We start from the raw sequence: 16,307 nt of genomic DNA on the forward strand, positions 1-16,307 counted from the left end.
TATGGAGAGTATCTTTGCAAATTCAAAAAATGTTTTCTTAGATACAGTCAATGCCAAGGACTATATACAACTAGACAGAGTCTCCACAATCTATAAATCCTTAAAAGACTCTATATCCAAACCATTAAAGATGGTACTTCTTTTTGGAAAACCGGGAACCGGAAAAAGTATGTTCCTGAGCAAACTCTATGATGATTTAGTGCAAGAGTGCGATATCTATCTTTATGAAACACCTATTTTAGATGAAACAGAATTTTATAAAGTCCTCGCTCAGGATATTTTCAACATCCAATATAATGACACCTTAAACTTAACGCAGTTTATGAAAATTGTAAAAGAGAGAGCTGTTGAGAAGGCACCAATTGTTTTACTTGATGAAGCACAGCTCTATTCTGAAGTTTTAATGGAAAAAATAAGACTTTTATCAGACACAAGATGTATTAAATTTGTTATAACCCTGCACAAAACAGAAAAAGAAGATCTCATCGCAAAAGAGCATTTTCAAACAAGAATCTGGGAAACTTTTGAACTTGAAAATGCATCAAAAGCAGAACTCAAGATTTATATACAAAAAAAACTTATGAAAGCAAACTGTTTTGATACAGCAAATATGTTTCACACTAAAACAGTAAATAATATCTACAAACTTACACAGGGAAATTACAGAGATACCAATAAACTGCTTTATACTCTTTTTGATATTTATCATACTTATGAACAAAACAGTCATTATTCATTAAGTACTACACATATTCCCAACAAATTCATTGAAATGGCTGCCATACACACAGGACTTATCAATGCTTAATATTCGTGATTTGGAGAAACGTTGGAAAATCTATAAAATAAAATCATTTTTACCTTACTTCATTGTCAGTATTGTTTTGTTCGCGATTGTTCCTGCTGTTTACTACTTTTATACAGCCAACAGTAAAGCTGTATCACAAAAAAAGCCTGTAACAGCAAAAAAAACAGTTCAAAAATCAATTCTTCCGCCAAAAAACCAACCGTCAGCAGTAAAAGTCAAGCCGGTAAAAAAACAACCTGCACCAATGGCTGTACAGCCAAAACCAGTAACAGCACAACCTAAAACAGTTGTCGCAGACAAAACAAAAGAAACCTCTTTCCAAACACTCAAGCCATCAATGAATTTTATGAAAAACATTCAACATGAAGTAAGACAACCACAATACAGATATGAACAAACAAAGCACAAGCATTTCAAAGAAAGAAAAGTTACAGAGGCTGTTCAAGATATCTCAGTCAAATCGCCTTCAATAAAAAAAGAGAAAAAAATCCGTATCACTATCCAGAGAAAAGAGACCCAAAATGATATTTTTGAAATTATCAAGCGTTTTAAAAAGAACAAGAACCCTGCTTTGAGTCTTTTTGTCGCAAAAAAATATTATGAACTTGGAAACTACAAACAGGCATATAATTATGCACTGATTACAAATCAGATTAATTCCAATATTGAGGCAAGCTGGATTGTTTTTGCAAAATCTCTTATGCAGCTTCACCAAAAAAACAAAGCAATCCATACACTGCAGGAATATATAAAAGTTTCACACTCAAGTAATGCAGAAATTCTCTTAAATGAAATCAAATCAGGAAAATTCAGATGAAATTACTACTGCTAATCATGGTTACATGTAACCTTTATGCCTATAATATAAAACAAAATTTATTTACTCTATATCAAAATAAAAAATATGAAGAGGTCTGCACCATAGGTTTTAACAATTTTCAAAGATATAAAAAAGATGAAGAGTTTGTCAGTTTATATGCATTTGGCTGTTTACATTCAGACTATATAGACAGATTGTCAATACCAATAACAATGCTGAAATTTTCAAAAGAAGCTCGTGCAAACTCAGCCTATTTTGCAGTTATTTTGATGCAAAAGAAACTTTTGTACCATGCCCTTATCGACGGATATGAATTATCTCAATATGTTTTGCCATCAACAGATTATATATTGTCAAAAGTCTTTGATTTATATGTAAAACTTGGAAAACACAAACCCAGAACCTTTTATCTGTTCAATGATCCGACAGATAAAAAACTAAGCTATAAACTCTATATTTCAAAAGATGACAGAATAAGCAAGATGATTATTGAAGAATATTATGATACAATAATTTTAAAACGTCACATATACTGGTAGGAGTTATTGTGGATAGAATAACAACTGATTTACTTGCCAACGGCTCAATTATGAAAAGCCAGGTTGACAGGCTTCTGGCAAAAGGAATTAGTGAAAATTTAATTCTCAGAGATATCACACTTTCCGGATTCATGACTATGGATCGTCTTGTAAGATTTATTGTGCAACAAATAAGAGAAGGTGTTTATGATCTCTCCATTATAGACAATTATGATTATATAGAAGAAAAAGCAGTCCTGCAAAGGCTTGCAAAAGAGCTGAATCTTCTTTTTGTTGATCTTGATTCGATTGATATGGATTACAATCTCATTGAAAAAGCTCCTCTGAACCAACTTGAAAAACATAATGCTATTCCTGTTTCACAGGATGATCTGAGTGTTACTGTCGCTTTTAGTGATCCTTTAAACATGGATGCACAAGAAGCTGTCCAAAGACTCTTTCCAAGAAAAGTTCTTAAAATTGCTTTGGCAACAAAAAAACAAATTGTGTCCTATCTCTATAAGATCAGTCTCAAAGACAGTATTAAAGATCTGGTCAAAAAAATACGTGATGAACTAAATTCCATCAGTTCTATTGAGGAGCAACAAGAGGCCTCCTCTATTTTACAACTCATAGATGTTGTTTTAAAAACATGTATTAATGCACGGGCAAGTGATGTCCATATCGAACCTACTGAAAAAAACTGTGTGGTTCGTGGACGTGTTGACGGAAAACTCACAGAAATGTTTATTTTCGAAAAAGACATCTATCCGCCTCTGGCATCAAGACTCAAACTGCTTGCAAATTTGGATATAGCTGAAAAAAGAAAGCCGCAAGACGGCAGATTTTCAACTTCTGTAGGGGCAAAAGAGTATGATTTTCGTATATCAACACTGCCCATTCTTTATGGCGAATCAATTGTTATGCGTGTTTTAGACAAACAAAAAGCGCTTGTAAAACTGGAAGATGCCGGGATGGACGCCAACAGCTATCAAAAACTGCTCAAGGGTCTCAAAACTCCTTATGGAATTATTCTGGTTACAGGCCCTACAGGGAGTGGTAAAACAACTACTTTATATGGTGCATTAAATGAGCTGAGAAATGTTGAAGACAAAGTTATTACTGTTGAAGACCCCGTAGAGTACAGAATGAATCTTATTCAACAGGTACAGGTAAATGCAAAAGTAGGTTTGAGTTTTGCTGATGCGCTCAGGTCAATTTTAAGACAAGATCCGGATAAAATTATGATTGGTGAAATTCGAGACCAGGAGACTCTCGAAATTGCCATAAAAGCAGCACTTACCGGTCATATGGTTATATCTACGCTTCATACAAATGATGCAATCAGTGCAATACCCAGAATGGCCGACATGGGAATAGAACACTACCTCATCAGTGGTGCACTTGTAGCCATTCAGGCACAAAGACTTGTACGAAAGATATGCAGACACTGCAAAGTAGAAGACACACTTTCAGCATCCGTTTTGGAAGAGATAGACGGGGTTGTGCCTGAAGGGACAATCTTTTACAAAGGCAGAGGGTGTAAAGAGTGTTCAGATACAGGCTATATGGGAAGAGAAATGATTTGTGAAGTACTTAATATTTCAGAAGAACTCTCTTCTTTGATTGCCAAAGGTGCATCAAAAGAACAGATGCTTGAACAGGCAAAAAAAGAGGGATTTGTCGGACTCTTTCAAAATGGCATCCAAAAAGCAATTGACGGAATAACCAGCATAGAAGAGATATTAAAGGTAGCCAAGGGATGAAGTATTTTATAGCCACTGTTTTAACAAAAGGAAGAAAAGAGGAGATTGGACTCTATGCTGAAAACAAAAAAGAAGCAAACAGTTATGCCAAACTGAAATTTTCCGGTATCATCATCAAGGTTTCAGAAGCGCAGGAGCCTCTTGAAGTACAACTTAAAAGATTTAAAACAAATTTTTTATCAAATATAAAAAAAAGAAAAATCAAACCTGATGCTCTTATTGCTGCTATCCGGCAACTGGCTGTTATGACAAATGCCGGTATTTCCATCCATGATTCTCTGACAGAGATAGCAAATGCAACAACAGACGAAGCCCTCAAGAGTGTTTTTTCAAAAATTGCAGAAGATATCAATGCAGGACACTCCATTTCATCTGCCATGCAGAACTTCCGGTATGAACTTGGAAATCTTACAATTGCGATGGTCGAACTCGGAGAAAAGACAGGTAATCTGGATGAAGCCTTATACTCTTTGGCAAATATGCTTGAAGAGATACGGGCCAATGTTGTAAAGTTTAAAAAAGCGATGGCATACCCGCGAAATGTCATGATTGCCATGGCTATAGCGTTTACAGTTTTAATATCCTACGTTGTCCCTCAGTTTAAAGCTATATTTGAAGAACTTCATGCCGAACTGCCTCTGCCGACAGTTATTCTTTTAAAACTTGAATATATTTTCAATAACTTCGGTCCCTATGTTTTAGCCGGATTGGCTGTAGCATTTTTAATATTCAAATATCTTATCAACAATTATGAACATATAAGATACGGTTGGCATAAATTTTTACTGAGAGTTTATCTCATAAAAAATATTATTAAATTTGCAACTTTAAGTAGATTTACCCTTGTATTTTCTGAACTTATCCGTGCCGGAATTCCAATAGCTGAAGCTCTTGACACCGCCACAGCAATGGTAGACAATCTTCCTCTCAAAAGAAAACTCCAATCAGTCATCAGCACTGTAGAAAAAGGAGGAACACTGAATAAAGGACTTGAGGAAACAGGACTTTTTGAAAATATGATTATTCAGATGATTCGTGCCGGAGAAGACAGTGGTACCCTTGATACGATGATTAAAAAAGTTGCAGAATATTATAAGATGCGATTTGATGCCATTATAGACGGTTTAAGTGAAGCCATTGAACCAATTATGCTGCTTATTATAGCTTCTATGGTTATATTACTGGCACTTGGTATTTTCTTGCCAATGTGGGATATGGGCAATGCGGTGCAGGGAAGAAGATAGCTACACCGTACTAACAGTTGCTACTCTGGCAGTTTTGGAAAGAAAATTTTTCATATTTTCTTCACTGGCTGTAACTGTATAAGAGACTTTTTCATCAAACTCTTTTTGAGAAACAGTGACAGCAAACTCTTTGCACTCATACTCTATAAAGCGCACATCACTGTAATCAAAAACAATTTTTTGCGTCAATTCTTTTTTATACTCATACAGCTCTGCTTTTTCAATTACTAAATTCACAGCATCACTGTATGCTCTGACCAATCCGCCAGTTCCTAACTTTGTACCGCCAAAATAGCGTACGACAATTACGGCAGTATTGATAAGTTTCTGTCCTTGCAAAACCATCAGAGAGGGTTTTCCCGATGTTCCGGAAGGTTCACCGTCATCACTTGAGTGTTCAACTGTTTGATCATACTTATTCAGGTATCTGTATGCCGTTACAAAATGCCGTGCTTTAGGATGTTCTTCTTTTAGTTTATGAAGCAGCGTTTCATATTTGTCGTATGGCACCAGGTAAGCAATAAACTTTGACTGCTTCACTTCAAGAGTATTTGCATACTCTTCTTTTATAGAGTACATGTAAAGTATATTTTACGCTAAATTGGTATAAACTTTTTGAACATCTTCATCATCTTCGAGTCTTTCTAAAATTTTATCTACATCAGCCTGCTCTTCTTCGCTGATTTGTATCGGAGTATTTGCAATTCGCTCAAGTGTTGCTTTTGTAATTTCTACACCCATTTTTTCCAGTGCTTCATTCATCGTACCAAAACTTGTATAGTCAGCTGTCACTAAAACAACTCCGTCTTCTGTTTCTATCTCTTCAAGCCCTGCATCTATAAGTTCAAGTTCCAGTTCTTCTATATCCATATCTTCTGAAAGTGGAAATTCAAAAAGAGCTTTTCTCGAAAACATAAATTCCAAAGAACCGTTTGTAAGCATTTCTCCACCGTTCTTATTTAAAATACTTTTGACATTTGCTACTGTTCTTGTGTTGTTATCAGTTGCACACTCAATAAAAAGCAGTACACCGTGAGGCGCTTTTCCCTCAAAATTTACCTCTTTCATATCAGCACTGTCTTTGGCAGTCGCCCTTTTTATAGCCGCATCAATATTGTCTTTTGGCATATTTTCAGCTTTTGCATTTAAAATTGCAGTTCTAAGCTTAGCATTCATATCAGGATCACATCCACCCTCTTTTGCCGCCATTGTGATAACTTTACCAAGTTTTGGGAACAATTTGGACATTGCTCCCCATCTTTTTAATTTTGATGCTTTTCTATATTCAAATGCTCTACCCATAAAAAAATTCCTTATTCCGATTATTTTTGAAATTATACCATTTTAGGTGTATAATACGACACAAGGAAGATTAATGAGGCTCAGTTTTAGATTAAAACATCATTTTTTCAGTGCTTTTCGCGAACTCTTTGTACATCATCACGGTTCATTGGAATTTCGTGCAAAAATTTTTGCCCTGATAATTGCAGCCAATAAAGAAGCAACAGTGGAAAGCTATATCCTTATAAAAAATATTGGACTGGATCTCTACAAAGAAGATACTGACAGAGCAAATCTTCTGATGCTTTCAACAAAAGAACTTGTCAAAAAAGTACAAGACAACAATGGTTTAAATATTGACGCACTTGTTTTAAACATACAAAAAGAGTTGAAAATAATTCCCAGATACGCACATAAAATAGATATCGATTCACTTCGCAGACTACTCCAGTATACTTATGATACGGACACTTTGGCCTACCAGGAAAATATTTTAGAATTTTTACAAAAAATTAAAGATGAAACACTCAATGACAAAGGATAACCTGTGGATATACAAACATTAGCACTCCATGCCGGATATGAAAAAGATACGCAAGGGACTATGGCGGTTCCGATTTATCAGACAACTGCCTATGAGTTTCGTGATGTAGAACATGCTGCGAATCTTTTTTCATTAAAAGAACTCGGCAACATATACACACGTCTTAACAATCCTACAACGGATGTTTTTGAAAAACGTTTTGCAGCACTTGAAGAGGGTGAAGCAGCCATTGCTACAGCAAGCGGTATGAGTGCAATCTTTTTTGCAATTGCCAATGCAGCCCAGGCGGGAGACAATATTATTTGTGCCAAACAGCTTTATGGAGGAAGCTTGACGCTCAGCACGCATACACTCAAACGTTTTGGCATAGAAGCCAGATTTTTTGATGTGCATCAACCCAAAGAGATAGAAGCACTTATTGACGAAAATACAAAAATAGTCTTTTTTGAATCATTGACTAATCCGAGTATTGATGTTGCGGATATAGAGGCAATTGCCTCCATTGCAGACAAATATAATATTTTAACTGTTGTTGACAATACAGTTGCAACCCCTGCTTTGTGCCGTCCTTTTGAGTTTGGAGCAGATATTACTGTACACAGTGCCAGTAAATATACTACAGGTCAGGGGCTTGCCATAGGCGGAATCATGGTTGAGAGAAAGAATCTTGCAGAAAAACTCAAAGACAATCCGAGATATGCTCATTTTAATGAACCTGATGCCTCGTACCACGGACTTGTCTACACAGATGTCGGGCTTCCTCCCTACACACTTCGCGCCCGTCTTTCCCTTTTGCGTGATTTGGGTGCTGTTGTCTCTCCGTTTAATTCATGGCTCTTTATTCAAGGAATGGAAACACTCCCCTTACGCATGAGAGAACATTCAAAAAATGCACTTTTACTGGCAGAATTTTTAGAATCACATCCTAAAGTAAAAAAAGTAAACTACCCTGGCTTAAAAAGTAATCCTAACTATAAGAATGCCCAAAAATACTTTCAAGACGGTTTGTGCAGTGGACTGCTCAGTTTTGAGGTTGAAAATTTTGATGAAGCAACAAAAATTGTCAATGCCACAAAACTCTATTCACTTGTTGTCAATATCGGTGATTCAAAATCGATTATTACGCACCCTGCTTCGACAACACACCAGCAACTCTCACATGAAGAGCTGCTTGCCTGTGGTGTTCCTGAAGGTCTGATTAGAATTTCCTGTGGTTTGGAGAGTCCAAAAGATTTAATTGAAGATATGAAAGAGGCACTTGAAGCATAATTAAGACTCTTTTGCTAAAATACTGTTACTAATTTTCGGAGAGCAATCACCTTGTCTTTAAACCTGCAAACGCATACAGAACATTTTACAAACCCGCTTTATCTTGAAAGCGGGCGTATTTTAGAACCGTATGATATTATTTATGAAACCTATGGCACACTTAATGAAGAGAAGAGCAATGTAGTGGTTGTCTGTCACGCACTTACCGGTTCACATCATGCTGCAGGACTGTATGAAGATGATGCAAAACCCGGCTGGTGGGATGGCTTTATCGGTCCGGGAAAAGCCATTGATACTGACAGATATTTTGTAATATGCTCAAATGTCATAGGCAGCTGTTTTGGTTCCACAGGTCCTATGAGCATGCAGTACCCCCATCATGAACCCTACCGTTACAAATTTCCGGTTGTCAGCATAAAAGACATGGTAAAAGCACAGCGTATTTTGTTTGACAGGCTCGATATTCACAGAGTACATGCAATAATCGGCGGTTCCATGGGCGGTATGCAGGCACTGCAGTTTGCCATACACTATCCAAACTTTGCCAACAAAATTATTGCAATGGCAACAACACATGCAACACAGCCATGGGCAATAGCTTTTAACAAAGTTGCGCAGGAATCCATTCTCAATGATCCTGATTTCAAACAGGGATATTATGATCCGAATCTTCTCAAAGAACAGGGACTCTCCGGGATGGCAGTCGGTCGTATGGCGGGGCATATCAGCTTTTTGTCTCCAGAATCAATGCGTGAAAAATTTGGCAGAGAGTATAAACTCACAGATGGGCTGTATGAGCTTTTTGGAAAGTTTCAGGTAGAGTCTTATCTGGAATACAACGGGTACAATTTTACAAAATGGTTTGATCCCTTGTCTTATCTTTATATCACAAAAGCCATTAACATATATGACCTGTCTCGAGGATTTGACTCGCTGGATGAAGCACTTAAAAGAATAACCTCTGCTCTGTATCTGATAAGTTTTAAAAATGATCTGCTGTTTAAAAACACTGAAATGCAAGAAATGGCACAGATACTCAAAAAAATAGGAAACAGAAATCATGATTATATAGATATTGACAGCAACTATGGTCATGACGCATTTTTGGTAGAGCTTGATAAATTTGAAAACAATGTAAAGGATGCACTCAATGGCTAAAGAAAAATTTGAAAAAAAACTCCAAAATGCCAAAGAAATTTTGGAAACACTTATGAGCCCCGAGATTACACTTGAAGAGAGTGTAAAAGCCTATGAAAAAGGCATGAAAGAGTTGGCCGAAGCACAAAAAATGCTTGAAGAAGCTCAAATCAAAATTCAAAATTTAAAAACTACGCAATGAGAGCGGCAGTTTTACAGCTCAATGCACAGGGAATGAGTTCTACAAAACTTTATAACTATATTCGGGTAGCCAGTAAAAAAGGCGTCAAAGTCCTACTTCTTGGTGAATACGTTCTCAATCCATTTTTCAAAGAACTCGAACAGATGTCTGTCTCTATGATAAAAGAGCAGGCACTCCATCAGATTAAAATCCTCAAAGAACTCTCTTTAACATACAGTATAACAATAATCGCTCCTTTGGTTATTGTCAAAAAAGATAAGATTTACAAATGCATTGCAAAGTTTTCTCCAACATCTGCCTCTTACTACAATCAGCAAATCCTTATTAACTATGCCCACTGGAATGAAGAAAAATTCTTTGCAAATGCACTTGCACCACTGCTCTCCCCTATGGTTTTTAAAATTGACGGCTTCAAATTTGCGGTAATGAACGGATTTGAACTTCATTTTGATGAATTTTTTGCTAAACTTAGAAATAAAAACATAGACTGTTTGCTTCTACCGAGCGTTTCAACTTTTGACTCTTATGAGAGATGGAAAGCATTAATACTCACAAGAGCATTTACACACAATATGTATATACTCAGAGCCAACAGAATCGGTGAGTATCAGGACAAAGAGTTTGTATGGAAATTTTACGGTGATTCTATATTGGCATCCCCGAATGCGGAAGTTTTAAACCATTTGGGAAATACTGAAGAGTTAATGATAGTTGATATGAGTCATACAGAGGTAGTGCGCTCTCGTCGCACATGGGGATTTAAAGAAGCTATCAGCAAGAGAGCATTAAAACTTACAAAAAAGGATTTATAATGATGGAGTATTTTCACAGACAGGTGCAACTTTGGGGAGAAGAGACACAAAAAAATCTTCAAACAAAAAAAATAGCAATTGTTGGAGCAGGAGGGCTTGGTTCTTCGCTTGCCTTTGCTTTGGGATCAACAGGAATCGGAGAAATCCACATTATAGATTTTGATGAAGTCAGTCTGCATAATATTCATAGACAAATCGCTTTTAAACTAGGAGATGAAGGGAAGAACAAGGCAAAAATAAATGCTGAAATTATACAACAGCGATGTCCCTTCACAAAAGCTGTTTCCCATGAGTGTAATTTTGAAGAGTGGAGCAAAAAAAACATTACAGTGGATCTCATTTTAGATGCCACAGATAATCTTCCTACACGCGGGGATATTAACACGTATGCAAAAAAAGTCAATACACCCTGGATTTATGGAAGTGTAGAAGCATTTCACGGACAGGTCTGTTTTTTTGACAAATCATCTTTTAATGACGCCTTTAAAATTGTACAAAAAACACCCGCAGGTATTGCAGCACCGATTGTGATGCACATAGCATCTCTGCAGGCAAACCTTGCTTTGAGATTCTTGGCGGGTTTACATGTAAAGAAAGATTTACTTTATTATCTTTTTTTTAATGAAGAAGGAGAATTGATTACTCAGAAATTCGGATTGCCAACAGCGGATTAGTTACAAACAAAAGAGGGAACGAAAAATGTTATGTTTGCCCCTTATTTTAACCCGCCAATTCTAATATCAAGTGCAATTTTTTAAAAGTAAGTTGAAAGGTAGGGTTAACTGATAACCTGCTAATCTATTTCAACCAAAAAATAAAAATTGGCAGAGCATAAAAAAATAGTTCCAAGAGTGTTGAAAAATTTTGTTGAAAGAACAATACACCAATTCAAATTTAAAGTTCGTTGTTTAGGGGGTTTATAAGTGGTGGGTTCTGAGTGACTCGAACACTCGACCGCTCGGTTATGAGCCGAGAGCTCTAACCAACTGAGCTAAGAACCCACTTATTGTTGGTAGGTCGGAATTATACAAGGAGCTTCCTTATATAATCCTTATTATGCGGTTACTACTGCGTATTTATCATCCAGATGGAAAATATATCCAAATATCTCCAAAATGAGTACAGTGATGTTTCTGTCACCCCTTTTTCTTTTAGCTCTTCAATGAGCGGCTTATAGAGTTCCAGCCATGTTTGACGTGCTTTTGCATCAATGCGAAACGGTGCGTGACGACCTACCATTTGCGGTGCCCCTCTGTTTTGATTAAAATACTTCGGTCCTCCGCATATTTGAATGAAAAAGTCTGCCGAATTCACTTTTGCTTTTTCAAATTCCACATCATCCTGAGGAAAAAGATGAGAAATATCACTCTGTTTTATTGCATCATAGTGTTTGGAAATCAGTTCCCTGATGCCTTCCTCCCCTACTTCCAGCAAAAACTCCGGTATTGGTTTTGTCACCGGTGGTCTTACACCAAACTGCGCCTGACTTATTTCTAAATTCATTTTTATCCTTTGTTTGCTTGAGGTGGTTTGATTTTATATACAACAGCATAAAGCAAGGGGACATACAACAGATTTAACACTGTCGCCCATGCGATACCATACCCCAAAGATATTGCCATCGGTTGGAGTATTTTTGCCTGACCTGATGCAAAAAATATAAGTGTTAAAAGCCCCAGTACGGTTGTCAGCGATGTCAAAAGAATCGGTCTGAGTCGTGTTTGCGCTCTTTTCATCAGATCTTCTGTATTTTTGGCATTTTTTATAAAATCTACCATGATAAGCCCGTCATTGACAACAACACCTGCAAGCCCTACTATACCTATGAGTCCCGGCATAGTCAGGTTTAGCCCCATTATCCAGTGTCCCACATAAACACCCAGAAGTACAAGAGGAATTGTACTGATAACAATTAAAGATTTTCTTATAGAATCAAAGAGCCACACCAAAGTAATAAAAATTAAAAATATTGCTATAAGCGCCGACTGCATCATCTCTCTTTTGTTTTTGTTATTCTCTTTTTCTTCTCCTTTGATATCTACAGCAATGCCCTCTTTTTTAAACTTTTGCAGTGTCGGTTGAAGTTTTTTCATGAGTTCGGATGATGTTATAATTTTTTTGTCTGTAGAAGCATAAACACTGCGTACTCTTTTGCCGTTTTCTTTTTTAAGCGTTACAAAGCTTTGTATATACTCAAAATCACATATCTCTTTTAAGGCAACATATTTGTCTGATCCCGGAACCTGCAATTCAATTGTATGTATGGAACGTATCTCTTTATTTACATTGCTGTCAAGTCGTATACGCACCAAGCCCTGGTCATTAAAAAGTTTTCCGTATTCCCCTTTAAGATAATATGCCCGCAGTTCATTTGAAACATCCTGTTCGGTAAAGCCCAGTTCCTGACCATATCTGTTTACATGTAACTTTAATTCTTTCTCACCGAGCGTTGCATCATCCGCTATATTGTAAACACCCTTGATACCTGCGAGTTCTTTTTCAAGAATTTTCAGATAGGGTACAACACTTTGGGCATTTTTTGTACTCAAACCAATTTCGACATCATGTGCTATCACTCCTGCACCAGGAACTTTCACAACAAGTTCTTCAAAAGCTGATTTTTGATTTTTCAATACTTTTTTAATCTCTTTTGCTATCTCTTTTGCATCTTTTTTACGTGTTTGTACTCCAGGGTTGTATTCTATAGAGAGATAAGGACTGATGTATGTATCAAAAAAATTCTCAGGCGCGCGCTCATGTAAATCTATAAATATATGAAACATATTTTCACCGAGTTCGGCTCTGTTTTTGGCATCCATTTTAAAACCGATAACAGAAGTTACAGAGGAGACATCTTCATTATTTATGTTTTTAAGGATGATATTCTCCAGTTTTGTTACAATTTTTTCCGTATCTTTGAGTTCATTGTTAATATTGACCTTTCCGTAGACATATATTTGAGTATTGTCAAAATCCGGAAAAAGCTGAAATTTTGCATTTTTAATCATTACAAATTCAAGTAAAACAATGCTCACAACAATAACACTCAAAGAGAGAAACTTTCTTCTAAAAAGAAAATGCAGGGCTGTACTGTACCAGTCATGCATTTTCTGCCAAAATCGTTTTGTAAAACTCCCTTCTTTGGAGACTTTCAAAAAGTCATGTGCATGCAAAGGAAGAAAATAAAAAGCTTCAAAGAGTGAAGAGAGTAAAAGGACCGTTATCATTATAGGAATTATCTTAATAAACATTCCCATTTCACCTGTCATCAAGAGCATAGGTAAAAATGCAAAAACTGTTGTAAGCGTTGCCGTGAGTACGGCAGGAAACATTTCTGCCGCACCTGTTATGACCGCTTCTTTTCTATCCATCCCCTCTTCAAGGTGCCTGTAGATGTTCTCGGCTACAACTATTGCCTCATCAACGAGCATTCCAAGCGCAATCAGTGCTCCCAGAAGAGAGAGCATATTAAGACTGTCTCCCAATATCTCTGTCACGATAAGCCCTATCATAAAACTTACAGGAATACCGAGTGCAACAACAAAGGCTATACCTCTGTTGATAAAAATCAGCATTGCCAAAAAAACAAGCATCAAACCAAACATTATATTTGAAAAGACGGTATTGAGGCGGTTTTTAATCCATACAGAAGTATCTGTGTAGATGTTGTAATCCAAATCAGGATGTTTTGCTTCTTGTTTTTTTAAAAGTTCTCGTATCTCTTTTACCAAAGCAATGGCATTGCCGTTTTTGCTCTTTGTGACATTTATTGAAATATTTCGTACCCCATTATAGTGGGAGAGTTCCACCTCATCACTCAACTTGAAAGAAACCTCTGCAATATCGCCGATTTTAACTCTTTTTCCACCAACATCAATCAGTGTATTTTCAACCGCCTTTTGTGTCTTTTCACCGTTGTATGTAGAAATATAAAGATGATTTGCTTTTTGTTTGATAGTGCCTATGGGGAAAATCGAACTTATTTTGGAGAGTTGTGCGATAACCAGTGTTGAGGAGAGTCCGTAGGCTCTTATTTTTTGCGGATTAAGCTGTATATCCAACTCTTCATCGGCATCACCACGAATTGTAATGTCGCTCAAATCTTTAAACTTGCTTAATTCTGTTTTAAGTTCATCTGCATGTTTTAGCAGTGTTTCTTTAGGAACATCACCGGAGAGAGCTATAAGAACAAGGGGAAATGCATGTGTTTTGATTTTGGCAACAGGCTCATTCATATCCGCCGGCAAATCTTTTTTTACACTGCTCACCACATCTTTGACATCATTGAGTACTGTAATATTGTCCGAACCGTTCTTAATGTCTGCACTGATACTGAATGAACCGTTTTTGATACTGCTTTTTATATCTTCAAGTGCATCAATATTCTGCAAATCATTTTCAATACTCTGCACAACCATTTTGTCCAAAATATCAGCCGATGTTCCGGCATAACCGCCTTTTATGGTTATTTTATCCATATTCATCGGAGGGAAAATCTCTTTGGGTATATTGATATACGCAAAAATGGAGAGCATAAAAATAAAGAGTAATAGTATATGATTTAAAAGTGGTTTTTCTATAGCAAATTCTATAAACTTACGAATCACTGCTGTTCCTTAAAAGAGAGTATCTAGTATTTGATTTTTAAATTTTATCGACTCAACAGAAGCACGGATGAGTTTGTTTTCTTCTTTGAGCGTATCATACTCTACTTTGAGTTTTGCAATATCTCTGCTTTTAAAGTAAATTTGCTCTGTAATGTAAATTTTAGGAAATGCAAACATGGCTATAAATGTCAACACCAGCAACATATATAAAAAATAGTTCAGACCTAACTTTTGTTTTGATATGACCAGATTATCAAGTTCATCTAAAAGTTCGTTCTTTTCGCTCATTTTTCACCCATTTGGAACAGACGCATTTTTGCGCTGCGGCTCCTGACATTTTCTTTGAGTTCTTCATCTGTAGCCGTAATCGGTTTTTTCGTTAAAATCTTTCCTAACTGATTATTGTTTCCGCATGTACAGCGAAATGCCTCAGGAGGACATATGCATGATTTGGACCATTTGGAAAACTCTCTTTTAACAATCCTGTCTTCAAGAGAGTGAAAAGATATTATTGCTACTTTTGCATCCGGCAGTTTTGCTTCTTCTATGCTCTTGAGCAGTGATCTGAGTTCACCGAGTTCATCATTTACTTCTATGCGGATTGCCTGCATCAAAAGTGTTGCAGGATGAATTTTCTTGCCTCTTGGCATATGTGGTTTGACGGCTTCACTTAACTCTTTTGCAGAAACAAAAGGACGGTTTTGTACAATAGCATCTGCAATTTTTTTATAGTTTCTGAGTTCTCCGTATTCTAAAAGTATTTTTTCAAGTTCGCTTTTAGCATATTCATTCACTACATGTAAAGCACTCAGTGGTGCTTCTTTGTCCATACGCATGTCAAGTGTCTCACTCTCGTACGAAAAGCCCCTCTCTTTTTGGTCAAGCTGCAAAGAAGATACCCCTATGTCTGCAAGAATGCCTTTAATTTCGCCGGGATCAACCTCTTGCAAAATTTCTTGCATCACATTTGAAAAACGGCCTTTTCTTATACTTACTCTCTTACCGTATTGTTCAAGACGTTTTGTTGAAAAGTCTATAGCGGTCTGATCCTGATCAATTGCTATGAGTTTTATATTTGGATTGGCTTCAAGTATCATACAGGAGTGTCCGCCGTACCCCATGGTACAGTCTATCACTATACCCTCTTGTAAATCTTTAAAAGCTTCGACAACCTCTTTATATAAAACCGGAACATGTGGAATATTTTGCAAAAGACACCCTGTCAATAGAAATTTATTAGTGATTATACAGCAAATTTGATTTAGGTTTAATTTTTTATACTGTATGATTTACTCCAAG

The 16,307-nt window shown here is 36.6% G+C and carries 17 protein-coding genes and 1 tRNA gene; 11 read left to right on the top strand and 7 right to left on the bottom strand.

Going from position 1 to position 16,307, the window contains the following annotated elements:
• The first annotated feature begins 1 nt into the window (after position 1).
• From ACM66U_RS07950 to ACM66U_RS07970, 5 genes are read left to right on the top strand one after another with little or no spacing between them, the layout of a single operon-like run.
• On the top strand, positions 2-808 hold the full coding sequence (locus tag ACM66U_RS07950; RefSeq protein ID WP_418640494.1) for an AAA family ATPase: 807 nt from the start codon (positions 2-4) through the stop codon (positions 806-808).
• Entirely contained in the window at positions 801-1,625 is an 825-nt protein-coding gene (locus tag ACM66U_RS07955; protein WP_151899989.1) for a CDC27 family protein, read from the top strand. Before ACM66U_RS07950 ends, ACM66U_RS07955 begins: the two co-directional genes overlap by 8 nt.
• Positions 1,622-2,167, top strand: a complete 546-nt coding sequence (locus ACM66U_RS07960; protein ID WP_151899988.1) for a hypothetical protein — start codon at positions 1,622-1,624, stop codon at positions 2,165-2,167. The genes ACM66U_RS07955 and ACM66U_RS07960 overlap by 4 nt, the downstream gene beginning before the upstream one ends.
• Positions 2,168-2,175: 8 nt before the next feature.
• A complete protein-coding gene (locus tag ACM66U_RS07965; RefSeq protein WP_346388972.1) occupies positions 2,176-3,912 on the top strand; it encodes a GspE/PulE family protein in 1,737 nt (578 codons plus the stop codon).
• Positions 3,909-5,156, top strand: a complete 1,248-nt coding sequence (locus ACM66U_RS07970) for a type II secretion system F family protein (protein WP_151899986.1) — start codon at positions 3,909-3,911, stop codon at positions 5,154-5,156. The genes ACM66U_RS07965 and ACM66U_RS07970 overlap by 4 nt, the downstream gene beginning before the upstream one ends.
• On the opposite strand, the gene ACM66U_RS07975 is transcribed toward ACM66U_RS07970, so the two are convergent.
• Both ACM66U_RS07975 and ACM66U_RS07980 read right to left on the bottom strand, forming a co-directional pair.
• Positions 5,157-5,735, bottom strand: coding sequence for a YigZ family protein (locus tag ACM66U_RS07975; protein ID WP_418640495.1), 579 nt, complete (start codon positions 5,733-5,735; stop codon positions 5,157-5,159).
• 12 nt (positions 5,736-5,747) lie between these two features.
• Positions 5,748-6,458, bottom strand: a complete 711-nt coding sequence (locus ACM66U_RS07980) for a YebC/PmpR family DNA-binding transcriptional regulator (protein ID WP_151899984.1) — start codon at positions 6,456-6,458, stop codon at positions 5,748-5,750.
• 73 nt (positions 6,459-6,531) lie between these two features.
• Here ACM66U_RS07980 and ACM66U_RS07985 point away from each other — a divergent pair, with 73 nt between their 5' ends.
• From ACM66U_RS07985 to ACM66U_RS08010, 6 genes are read left to right on the top strand one after another with little or no spacing between them, the layout of a single operon-like run.
• Entirely contained in the window at positions 6,532-6,981 is a 450-nt protein-coding gene (locus ACM66U_RS07985) for a hypothetical protein (RefSeq protein WP_151899983.1), read from the top strand.
• A 3-nt stretch (positions 6,982-6,984) separates the two neighbouring features.
• Positions 6,985-8,250: an O-acetylhomoserine aminocarboxypropyltransferase/cysteine synthase family protein gene (locus ACM66U_RS07990; RefSeq protein WP_418640496.1), complete on the top strand. Its 1,266-nt coding sequence runs from the start codon at positions 6,985-6,987 to the stop codon at positions 8,248-8,250.
• A 51-nt stretch (positions 8,251-8,301) separates the two neighbouring features.
• Complete coding sequence (gene metX, locus ACM66U_RS07995) at positions 8,302-9,408, top strand: homoserine O-acetyltransferase MetX (RefSeq protein ID WP_151899981.1); 1,107 nt, start codon at positions 8,302-8,304, stop codon at positions 9,406-9,408.
• On the top strand, positions 9,401-9,589 hold the full coding sequence (xseB, locus tag ACM66U_RS08000) for an exodeoxyribonuclease VII small subunit (RefSeq protein WP_151899980.1): 189 nt from the start codon (positions 9,401-9,403) through the stop codon (positions 9,587-9,589). Before metX ends, xseB begins: the two co-directional genes overlap by 8 nt.
• Positions 9,586-10,401 carry a carbon-nitrogen hydrolase family protein gene (locus tag ACM66U_RS08005; RefSeq protein WP_418640497.1) on the top strand — a complete coding sequence of 272 codons (816 nt, stop codon included), beginning with the start codon at positions 9,586-9,588 and terminating at the stop codon, positions 10,399-10,401. The genes xseB and ACM66U_RS08005 overlap by 4 nt, the downstream gene beginning before the upstream one ends.
• The gene (locus ACM66U_RS08010; RefSeq protein ID WP_151899978.1) at positions 10,401-11,075 is read left to right on the top strand and encodes a HesA/MoeB/ThiF family protein; all 675 of its coding nucleotides are present in this window, start codon (positions 10,401-10,403) and stop codon (positions 11,073-11,075) included. Before ACM66U_RS08005 ends, ACM66U_RS08010 begins: the two co-directional genes overlap by 1 nt.
• Before the next feature lie 250 nt (positions 11,076-11,325).
• Here ACM66U_RS08010 and ACM66U_RS08015 read toward each other — a convergent pair.
• The 5 genes from ACM66U_RS08015 to rsmH form a co-directional block, all read right to left on the bottom strand.
• Positions 11,326-11,402 (bottom strand) — tRNA-Ile (locus ACM66U_RS08015).
• Between the two features lie 64 nt (positions 11,403-11,466).
• The gene (locus tag ACM66U_RS08020) at positions 11,467-11,904 is read right to left on the bottom strand and encodes a globin (protein WP_418640498.1); all 438 of its coding nucleotides are present in this window, start codon (positions 11,902-11,904) and stop codon (positions 11,467-11,469) included.
• Positions 11,905-11,906: 2 nt separating this feature from the next.
• Positions 11,907-15,008 (bottom strand): efflux RND transporter permease subunit, encoded by a 3,102-nt coding sequence (locus tag ACM66U_RS08025; RefSeq protein WP_418640499.1) that lies wholly within the window; start codon positions 15,006-15,008, stop codon positions 11,907-11,909.
• Between the two features lie 9 nt (positions 15,009-15,017).
• The gene (locus tag ACM66U_RS08030) at positions 15,018-15,296 is read right to left on the bottom strand and encodes a hypothetical protein (RefSeq protein ID WP_151899975.1); all 279 of its coding nucleotides are present in this window, start codon (positions 15,294-15,296) and stop codon (positions 15,018-15,020) included.
• Positions 15,293-16,219, bottom strand: coding sequence for a 16S rRNA (cytosine(1402)-N(4))-methyltransferase RsmH (gene rsmH, locus ACM66U_RS08035; RefSeq protein ID WP_151899974.1), 927 nt, complete (start codon positions 16,217-16,219; stop codon positions 15,293-15,295). The genes ACM66U_RS08030 and rsmH overlap by 4 nt, the downstream gene beginning before the upstream one ends.
• Positions 16,220-16,307 lie beyond the last annotated feature (88 nt).

Source organism: Sulfurimonas sp. ST-27 (assembly GCF_048081595.1).
GTDB classification, from domain to species: domain Bacteria; phylum Campylobacterota; class Campylobacteria; order Campylobacterales; family Sulfurimonadaceae; genus Sulfurimonas; species Sulfurimonas hydrogeniphila.